This window comes from Kitasatospora sp. NPDC088346 (assembly GCF_044740765.1).
Lineage (GTDB): Bacteria > Actinomycetota > Actinomycetes > Streptomycetales > Streptomycetaceae > Kitasatospora.
In genome coordinates, this window is the sequence record NZ_JBIURH010000112.1 from 1 (window position 1) to 8916 (window position 8916).

At 69.2% G+C, this 8916-nt stretch carries 9 protein-coding genes and 2 pseudogenes; 2 read left to right on the plus strand and 9 right to left on the minus strand.

Features of this window, described 5'->3' with window-relative positions; all coding sequences use genetic code 11:
* Nucleotides 1-242: 242 nt before the first annotated feature.
* Nucleotides 243-2585 carry an ATP-binding protein gene (locus ACIOFR_RS41430; RefSeq protein ID WP_401005898.1) on the minus strand — a complete coding sequence of 781 codons (2343 nt, stop codon included), beginning with the start codon at nt 2583-2585 and terminating at the stop codon, nt 243-245.
* Between the two features lie 320 nt (nt 2586-2905).
* Between ACIOFR_RS41430 and ACIOFR_RS41435 the strand changes: the two genes are divergently transcribed.
* Nucleotides 2906-3334: a hypothetical protein gene (locus tag ACIOFR_RS41435; RefSeq protein ID WP_401005900.1), complete on the plus strand. Its 429-nt coding sequence runs from the start codon at nt 2906-2908 to the stop codon at nt 3332-3334.
* A 24-nt stretch (nt 3335-3358) separates the two neighbouring features.
* Nucleotides 3359-3571 (plus strand): annotated as a pseudogene (locus tag ACIOFR_RS41440) (transposase); the annotation flags it as partial.
* Between the two features lie 371 nt (nt 3572-3942).
* Here ACIOFR_RS41440 and ACIOFR_RS41445 read toward each other — a convergent pair.
* From ACIOFR_RS41445 to ACIOFR_RS41480, 8 genes and pseudogenes are all read right to left on the minus strand, one after another.
* A complete protein-coding gene (locus ACIOFR_RS41445) occupies nt 3943-4401 on the minus strand; it encodes a hypothetical protein (protein ID WP_401005902.1) in 459 nt (152 codons plus the stop codon).
* Nucleotides 4402-4637: 236 nt separating this feature from the next.
* The gene (locus ACIOFR_RS41450) at nt 4638-5144 is read right to left on the minus strand and encodes a hypothetical protein (protein ID WP_401005903.1); all 507 of its coding nucleotides are present in this window, start codon (nt 5142-5144) and stop codon (nt 4638-4640) included.
* Nucleotides 5145-5495: 351 nt separating this feature from the next.
* On the minus strand, nt 5496-6005 hold the full coding sequence (locus tag ACIOFR_RS41455; RefSeq protein WP_401005905.1) for a hypothetical protein: 510 nt from the start codon (nt 6003-6005) through the stop codon (nt 5496-5498).
* Nucleotides 6006-6189: 184 nt separating this feature from the next.
* Nucleotides 6190-6702 (minus strand): hypothetical protein, encoded by a 513-nt coding sequence (locus tag ACIOFR_RS41460; RefSeq protein WP_401005907.1) that lies wholly within the window; start codon nt 6700-6702, stop codon nt 6190-6192.
* A 229-nt stretch (nt 6703-6931) separates the two neighbouring features.
* On the minus strand, nt 6932-7348 hold the full coding sequence (locus tag ACIOFR_RS41465) for a spore-associated protein A (RefSeq protein WP_401005909.1): 417 nt from the start codon (nt 7346-7348) through the stop codon (nt 6932-6934).
* A gap of 862 nt (nt 7349-8210) precedes the next feature.
* Nucleotides 8211-8513 (minus strand): hypothetical protein, encoded by a 303-nt coding sequence (locus ACIOFR_RS41470; protein WP_401005911.1) that lies wholly within the window; start codon nt 8511-8513, stop codon nt 8211-8213.
* Complete coding sequence (locus ACIOFR_RS41475; protein WP_401005913.1) at nt 8510-8746, minus strand: hypothetical protein; 237 nt, start codon at nt 8744-8746, stop codon at nt 8510-8512. The genes ACIOFR_RS41470 and ACIOFR_RS41475 overlap by 4 nt, the downstream gene beginning before the upstream one ends.
* Nucleotides 8736-8916: pseudogene (locus ACIOFR_RS41480) on the minus strand (ISL3 family transposase); the annotation flags it as partial. The gene ACIOFR_RS41475 and the pseudogene ACIOFR_RS41480, both read right to left, overlap by 11 nt.

Sequence of the window (8916 nt, forward strand, 5' to 3'; positions counted from 1 at the left end):
GCACCGAGACCGTCGAAGCGCTGCGCCAGCTGCTGCCCTGGCTCAAGGCCCAGGGATACACCTTCGACTTCCCCGCCGAATGAGACCTCCCCGGCAGCGCCGGGGAAGGGCTGCGGGTGCTGCGGCCCGCCGGGTGCGGCGGCCCGCAGCACCCGCGGCCCCGTGCGGACGGCTGCCCGCAACGGGGCCGGCGAGGGTGACGGCCCGGGGTGCTGGGTCCGTTGGGTGCATCCCGGTCGGGGTTACCGCTGCCCGTTGCCCGCGCTGCGGGTGGCCCAGGCGGCGATCTGGGCCCGGGAGGAGAAGCCGAGTTTCGCGAGGATGTGGTCGACGTGGCTTTCGGCGGTGCGCTGGCCGATCACCAGGCTTTGCGCGATCTGCTTGTTCGACATCCCAGCCGCTACCAGCTCGGCGACCTGCTGTTCCCGCTTCGTCAGCGGACGCTCACCGGCCGTCGTCGGCTCCTCGGCGCTTTCATCACCGGTGTCGGTGCCCAGGGCGAAGGCCACCGCCTGGCCGAGGTCGAAGCCGGCGCCCGTGTCGAAGGCCGCCTGGAAGCCCGAGGTGCCGAGCGACGCGGTGGCGGCGGCTCTCAGCCGCTCAATGGTGTCGTCGAAAACGGACGGGACATGGTCCGCCAGGCCGGTCCTGTGCTGGACGCCCCGACACACGCCGGTGAGCACCGCGCCCCGCCGGTGATCACCGGCGGCCAGCGCCACCCAGGCCAGGACCCGCACGGCGAGACCGACGGTGGGGGCGTCCCCGAAACTCCATCCGATCCTCGTGGCGTTCACCGCGTGTTCGGCGGCCGTCACCATCTCACCTCGGCCGAACTCGACGGAGGCGAGAACGGTCAGGGCCTCGGCGAGAAACCATCGCTCACCGACCCGGCTGCTGATCCGGCGCACCTCCTCGGCCGCCTCGGCGGCCCGGTCGAACTCGCCCAGCGGCAGTCGCGCCAGGGCGGTGAGGACCAGCATGTACATGTAGCTCTCCGGCGGAACCTCCATCCGGCGCAGCTGCTGCATGGCTTCCTGCAGGCCGGCGAGGGCTGACTGAGGATCGTTCTCGGCGAGGGCGGCGTAGCCGGCGGCGCCGGTGGCGTGCGCTACCAGAAATTCGATCCCTTGGTCTTCGGCGATGCGGCGGCACTCCTCCAGTGCGCGAAGTGCCGCGGCGCTGTCCCCCTGTCTGGAGGCGAGCACGCTGGCGTGGAGCTGCGCGATGCTGCGTTCGAGTGTCGACTCCGAATAGAGCTGGAGAGCTCGGGAGAACCAGTGGCGCCCCTCGGTGAGGTGGCCTCCCCCGAGCCAGTGGTAGAGGAGCGCGTTGAGCATGGCCATGCCGGTCGCGCTCTCTCCTGGAGTGGTGAAGCAGTAGTCCAGGGCGGCTCGGATGTTGGCGTGCTCGGCCCGCATCTGCCCTGACCGCTCGACCTGGCGAGGCCCGAACCAGTCGGCCTCCAGGCGCCTCGACAGGCTGAGGTAGAGATCTCGGTGGCGCCGGCGCAGTGTGTCTTCCTCACCGGCCTCACGCAGCCGGTCGCGGCCGTAGTGGGCCAGGGTGTCGAGGAGCCGGTAGCGGACGCCGTCGGAATTGCGTTCGGCGACCAGGACGGATTGGTCGACCAGCCCGGTGACCAGGTCCAGGACGCCATCGGCGGGGAGGGTTTCGTCACCGCAGACCTGTTCGGCGGCGTACAGGTCGAAACTCTGCGCGAAAACCGACGCGCGGGCCCACAGGAGGCGTTCCCGCGGCGAGCAGAGGTGGTAGCTCGTATCCACCACCGCCGCGAGTGTGCGGTGCCGGAAGGGCGCCGCACGGTCGGTGGACGGCGGGATGCGGAGCCTTTTGTCGAGCCGCTCGACAATGTCCCCGACGGACAGGACCCGCGTGCTCGCCGCGGCCAGCTCGATCGCCAGCGGCAGCCCGTCCAGCCTGCGGCACAGCCGCGCCACCGCGCGCCAGTTCTCGTCGGTCAGGGCGAAGTCCGTGACCGACGCGGCGCGCTCGGCGAACAGGGCGAGCCCCGGGGAATCCGGTACACCGGCGGCCTGTCCCGGCCGGTCCGGGTCCGGCACCGGAAGCGGCGGGACCTGCCACCGGTATTCGCCCGAAACGCCGAGGAACTGACGGCTCGTCGCAAGAACCCGCACTCCGCAGGCGGCTTTGAGCAAGGTGTTGATGAGCTCCGCGCACGCATCCGCGAGCTGCTCGCAGTTGTCGAACACCAGCAGGATCTGCTGGTCGCGCAGAAAGTCCTCAAGGACTCCCACCCGGTCGCTCGGCCTGCGGCTCTCGATTCCCAGCGCCCCGGCAACCGTGTACGCGAGCAGGTCACCGTCCCGCAGCGACGCGAGATCGATGAACACCGCCCCGCCCGCGAATGCCCGGCGCACCCCGCCCGCCACATGCACCGCGAGCCGGGTCTTCCCGACACCTCCGGGGCCGACCAGGGTCACCGTGCGTGAGGCGGAGAGCACCCTTTTGACCTCGGCGGTCTCCCGCTCGCGACCGACGAAGCTGGTCAGCTGGTCGGGAAGGCCGGCCGTGACCGCAATCCCGTCACCTTGCCTGGCGCCCATATTCGGAGGCTAGATCGCTGCCGGCAGACGGTCAAACGCCGACGGGCCGAGGGCCCGCCTCTGCCCCGATCCGTCACCGGAAGCCCATGACGGATGGTGAACGCGCGGGTACGACCAGTCCCCGTCGTGCGGGTCGTCGCGCACAAGGTCGCAAAATCCGTAGCCGCCTCCGTAGATCTCCCGATGTGGCCGCCCGCGTCCGCAGAGCACCGTGAGAACGAACCACCACCCACGAACCACCCCCACGGACCCCTACCCCCGGACAACCGGCGCAGCAGTCCCCCACCCACTCCCCCAGGCCCATTGGCAGGTGAGACCCCATGTACTCACAACCGAAAGCAGCACGTGCGCAGACCGCGCTCTACCTGCGCTGCTACCCCAGCGACCCCACCAACATGGAATGCCACCGCCGAGCCATGGAACAGCTCGCCCTGCGGCACAGCCTGCCGGAGCCCGGCATATACCTCGACAACGGACGCCGGCAGCGCGACGGCCTGCCCCAGCTGGACCTGCTCGAACGCAGCATCGCCAACGGCTGGATCGACACACTCCTGATCCCGGGCCCCTTCGTCTTCGCCCTCGACGACCAGCAGGCCGCAGCCACCGCCGACCGACTGCGCCGGCTCGGCTGCCGTCTGATCGAATCCTGCCCAGGTGGGCCTCCTACCGGGTCCTGCGACGGCCGAAACCACCCCGACTTCCCGGCACCAACGGGCGTCCGCCCGAACACGGGCCCGAGTTCGCCCTGAACAAGCCCACTACCTGGCCCCCGCCTCCGCCGGCCCTGGGAGAAGCCCGCGGCCCCGGGCCGGCTCACACCGGCACGGGTCCGCCGCGAGTTCAGGAACATCCGCCCGATCCGCGCACTACCCGCCAGAGCGCCGAAGCCCGGCAAACCCGGCCCCGGACGGCCACCCGGCTCCAAGAACCGCACACCCACACCCCGCCACGACGTCGGAAGGACCATCAAACGCGACCTCACCATGACCGAACACCAAGGCCGGAAAAGGTCAAGACACGGACCGCTTCCACCGCGCGCTGGTGTGCCGGGACGCGTACGGGATGACGCCGGCCGAGATCGACCGGGCGGCGGAGAGGGCGCTGGCGCCAATTCCACCGTGTCCGGGGCTTGGCGCTGGAGGACCCGAACGTCGGCCCTTCGGTGCTCACCTCCGAGGCGGACCACCAGAAGTGGCTGCGGATCGTCGAGCGGGTGCGGACGGCCGGGCTCGCCGCCTACGATCCGCGGCCAGACCCGGACGCCGTGCAGCACCCGCCGCTGGACCGAGGTGGCCCCGTAGCGAACCGTCCTGTGTGGATGGAGCGTCAGGTGCGATCCGGATGGACCGACCCGATGTCAGCCGCAGTGGACTCCGGCCTCCTCGCGGATGCCGGTGCCGTTGTTGGGAGAGACGTTCACTCCCCTGATCTTGAGGCACTCGCCGTTCGTGCTGTAGATGCTCTTGGGGCCCGCGTAGTACTGGAAGGCCCCTTCCTCGCCTTCGTGGTGGTTCTCATTGGGGCAGGTTCCCGGCGAGTATCCGCAGACGGATATGCCAACCGCCATCCAGTGCCGCGTCCCGTACCCGCCCTCAGAGGTGGCGACATTGACGACGCAGTTGGTTCCATTGTTGGCTGGGCTGTAGTAAAGGATCACGTCCGAAACGTGCACGCCGGTGTCGTCGGCGTAGACCGGGTAGGTGTCGATGACACTACCGGAGCAACCGTACGATGCCGCGCTCGCGGTGGGCGCGGCCGATATGCCGAACCCGCAGAGCAGGGCTGCTGAGGCGACGACTCCGATAATCCGTTTCACAGGTAAGTCCTTTCTGTCGAGGAAAGCCAGTGGCAGTCGCCCGGTTGGTGAGTTCCCGAGGGCCGAGTGCCGGCTGGGGCTTGGTGTGCCTCTGCCCGGTGCATGCAGCTGACGGGAGGCGACCTGCGGCCGTATCCGGCTGCAGGTCGCCTCCGCTCTCTAACGCCTCATCCCGCCCGTGGCCGGAACTACTACGTCCTGCGCTGCCTACCGGAGCAGCTCAGGTACCACCCTTTTCAGGATGCGCAGTAGTCCACGGTGCGCTGGGAGAGCCCGTTGGTGCCACTCGACCAGGCGGCAGAGCCGTCGGCCCGGTAGAAGACGAAATTGCCGTCGCTCTGGACGACCGCGCGGCCGCCTGGGGCGGAGTTCAGCTTGCCGATGGTGCATATGGTGTCGTTGTCGTGCTGCAACTTGATGTAACCGGACGCCGACCAGTCCACATGGTTCACGCCCTGGCCGTAGCTGCCGCTGGCCCACAGCGCCCTGCCGTCGTTGTTGGAGTACAGCACCAGATTCCCGTCGCCCTGGAAGACCAGCGTCACGCTCGACGAGTTGACGGAAGCGCCCGGGTACCAGTCGGACTGGTTGAGGGTGAAGTCCGCGGCCGGTGCGTCCCACTCGCCGCCGGCCATCGCGTTGGTCCCGGTCAGGCCGACCACGGCGGCGGCAGCCGTACAGACCATGGCGGCCCGGGTCAGCGTCTTGCGAAGCGGCGAGCCGGTGAATCGGCTTGCAATCATTGGTGTTCCTCTTCCTTGAAGTATCATGCGAGGGCTGAGAATGGCGGCGCCGCGCGGATCCCGTCGCAACCGGGAATGACCACCCGAACAGAACACGTTCTCGGGCGCATCCACGTGTTTGATCCGGCGCGGACAGTTCGGAGGAACTGTCGCCGGGGGTTTGCCTGCCTGGAGGCAGCACACCAGCCGAAGGCGGAAGTACGACTGCAGCAGGTCGATGCCGATGGGACTGCCGCCCCCGCCGGCACCCAGACCTGGCCAGGTTCTCTCGGCAGGCGGCGGCCGACCGACCTCGGCGTGATGCGGCGTCCGCGTCGCGTGCCGCGCGGCATCTGTGGCCGGTGGTTCCGATCAGGTGTAGCAGTAGTTCAGGTTGCCCCGGCGGTGGTTGTAGGTGCCGGTGGACCAGGTGGCGTGTCCGTCGGTGTCGTAGAACACGAAGTTGCCGTCGTTCTGGACGTCGGCGTGGCCGCCCGGCGCGGGGCTCAGGGCTCCCAGGGTGCAGACGATGCGGCCGGAGGAGTCCAGCAGTTTGACGTATCCGGACTTCGACCAGTCCAGCCGGGTCACGCCCTTTCCATTGGTACCCGAGGCCCAGATCGGGTAGTCGACCTCGCCGTCGAATCCGTAGAGAACCAGGTTGCCGTCGGCCTGGAAGTACAGGCCCGTCAGTTCGTTGTTCGACCCCGCCGACTGACCGGTCTGCCAGTCGGGCTGGGCGAGGGTGAAGGTCGCAACGGAGGTGTCGGCCATCGCGGTGGTGCCGGTCAGTCCGAGCGCACCTGCGGCCGCGGTGCACACCAGGGCGGCACGCCACAGGCGCCCGCGCGCCGTGGAGGTACCGGACTTACTGAAGATCACGAGTGTCCCTTCGAGGTGCCGCCCCGCCGCTCCTCCCCGACGCGCGGCAGGTGGGCGGACGGCAGAACGGCTGGATGGTGGCGGAACGTTGCGCCACAGAGGCGGTGGTCGGACCGGCGGCGTGAACGCCGCACCGCCCGCGTGGGCCGCTTCACAGCCCTGCGCGGGGCCGGAGCCGGTGCGCTCAGGTGTAGCAGTAGTTGAGGTTGCCGTGCTGGTAGCCGTAGGTGCCGGTGGACCAGGTGGCGTTCCCACTGGTGTCGTAGAAGACCATGTTGCCGTCCTCCTGGAGCCGCACCGTGCCGCCCGGGGCGGGGTTGAGCTTGCCGAGGGTGCACACGACGTTGTTGGAGCCGTCCAGCAGCTTGGCGTAGCCGGAGCGCGACCAGTCCACGTGGGTCACGCCCCTGCCGCCGGTACCGCTGGCCCACAGCGCCTCGCCCACGGTGTCGCTGACGGTGTAGAGCACGAGGTTCCCGTCGTTCCGCAGCGCCAGCCTGACGCCGGAGGAGGACGCGATGTCACCGGCGTACGAGTCGGGCTGCGCAAGGGTGAAGGTGGCGGCGGTGGTACCGGGGTCCAGGGCCATCGCGTCCGCACCGGACAGGCCGACCGCCGTAAGGGCCGCGGTGCACACCACGGCGGCCCGCACCGCGGCCTTCCGCCGGCGTGAGCTGGGGAACTGACTGGTCTTCATGACATTTCCTCAATAGGCGTGATGGAGGGGTCCGCCGGGTACGCCCGCCGGCGTTGCCCCAGGTGCCGGCGGGCGGAACGGCACGGAAGAACCGAACGGTCTGGTCCGGGAGTTGCCGATCCCCTGGCTCCTGGTACCGACCCGAAGCTCCGTCCGCACGGGCGGCGACAACCGGAACACTATGACTGATCGTCAGATATCGGGCGTTGCATGCAGAATGATTCGGCGATCAGCTGCAGTGCGAGTCGAAGCCGCCGCTGATGTTGTCCACGATCCCGCCCTCCCAGTCGATACAGGAGTGCGGCGCGTAGAGGTAGACCGGTCCGGCGTAGGTGGTGTAGTACTTCTCGTCGAGATCGGCCCAGGTGGGGGCGCCGGCCAGCTTGAGTCCGGCGAGCATCTGCAGAGCAGGTCCCGGACTGTCGCGGATCGTCACCACGCAGTTGTAGCCGGTGGACCTGTTGTAGGTCAGCCACACCGTGCCGCCGGCGTTGAGGTCTCGGTGGTCGATGGTCTGGTAGCCCGAACCGCATACCCCGTTGTACGAGGCCGCCTGGGCGGTCGTCGGTACGGCTATCGCGGCACTGCCGGCCACCAGGGCCAGGGCTCCAACCCGGGCGGCCGTCCGCTTGCTCCGCTGGTGCATCTGATATTCCACTCCATTTCCGTTCGGCCGGGTCTGGCCAGCCCCCGGCCGGAAAGGTTGGCGCGGCGACGGTCGGCGCGTCAGGGCTGCCGACCACCGCCAACACGGCTCATCCTGGTAACTCGCGGTATCACGCTGGTATCGCCGCGTATCTCGATGGGACGGCAGCACCGCAGCGCTTCCGATCGCACGTCAGAAACGTTTTCCATGGGGCGGGTTCAACCAGAGTGCTGTCGCGCCGCCACATCATGTCCGCCGTACCGCGCAGCAGGATGCCGGTTGGAGGCCGGGCGGACCAGCGGTGGAAGGCCTCGGCGCCGAAGCCACTCCAGTACCAGGTCTCGTCCCCCGAGCCGGTTGAACGCGTGAGTTGACACCCCTTCACATCACACCTCCCGTCGAGTCGCACAGGAATACCGACCGACTGCCGGGAGTAGCATGCTCGGCCCGCCGTCTCACCGTCGCAACGCGCTACGGTGGGGCCTGCCGCTCCCCCGGGGTCGCCGCGGAGCCAGCCCCGGTCGAACGTCTGACGGAGTGCTACCGGTCCATCGGCGGGGTGCGGACGGGGTACCGGACGCCTCGGCTTCAGCACTGCCGCCGACCACCGCATGGTCGAGCAGGCTCCGAAACAGCCGGTGCGGCCGGGAGCGCGGCTGGGGCAGGAATTTCGGACCGGTCGGCCTGGGCGGTGCGCGGCGTGTGGCGGCCTGGTCGCGGCGGGGCCGTTCCGTCAGTGCGCGCTGGACGATGTCGCCCGGCCGGACGGGTATCAGGGAGTGGTCGGGGCCGGTGGTATGGGCGATGACCTCCAGGTGGCCGGGGCGGTCGGTGTCTTCGTGCTGGTCACGGGCAGGCCGTCCTACGGCCGGCGGCGCTGGTACCGACTGTGGGCGGCCTTGAGCGTGCGGCTGCGGGTATGGGGGGCGACGAGTGGGAAGCAGGTGAGCGGCGATGGTCTGTCTGATCGCAGTGGCGACGTCGTCCGCTCTCCCTGCGGCAGGACGCAGGCGGCGTTGACGACCTGGTTGCACGCGGTTTCCAGGCAGGAGGTGAATCCGGCACGGTCCAGATCGCGGCCCGGCCGCGCGGACACGGCATCGACCACGGCCATGCGCAGGAGCTGGTAGACCACGAGCAGGGACCACCGCTCCTGCAGCTTCATCCGCAGGCCAGTTGACGGACGCGCCGAAGCTCCAACTTCGCGCCGTTGCGGCCGTACCCTGCCACGGCGGTCTGGTGGGCCAGCAGAGTCTCGGCGTCGGACAGGTTGGTCGCGCCCGGCGCGATCGCGCAGGCCTGTCGGCGTCGGGTGAAAACTGGTTCTGGATCACTTTTGGTGCAGGGCTGACGGACGGTCACCGTCGCGGGGTTGGCGGCAAGCAGGTCAGCGGGCAAGGAGGATCCGCTTGCGCAGGAGGTCCACCCCGGCCCGGCCGAACATCTGCCGCTTCAGCATCTTGATCCGGTTCACCTGCCCCTCCACCGCCCCCGAACTGAACGGCAACGTCAACCCCGCCGTCACCGCCCCAAGATCAGACCTGACCCCCACCACGAACGACTGCAGC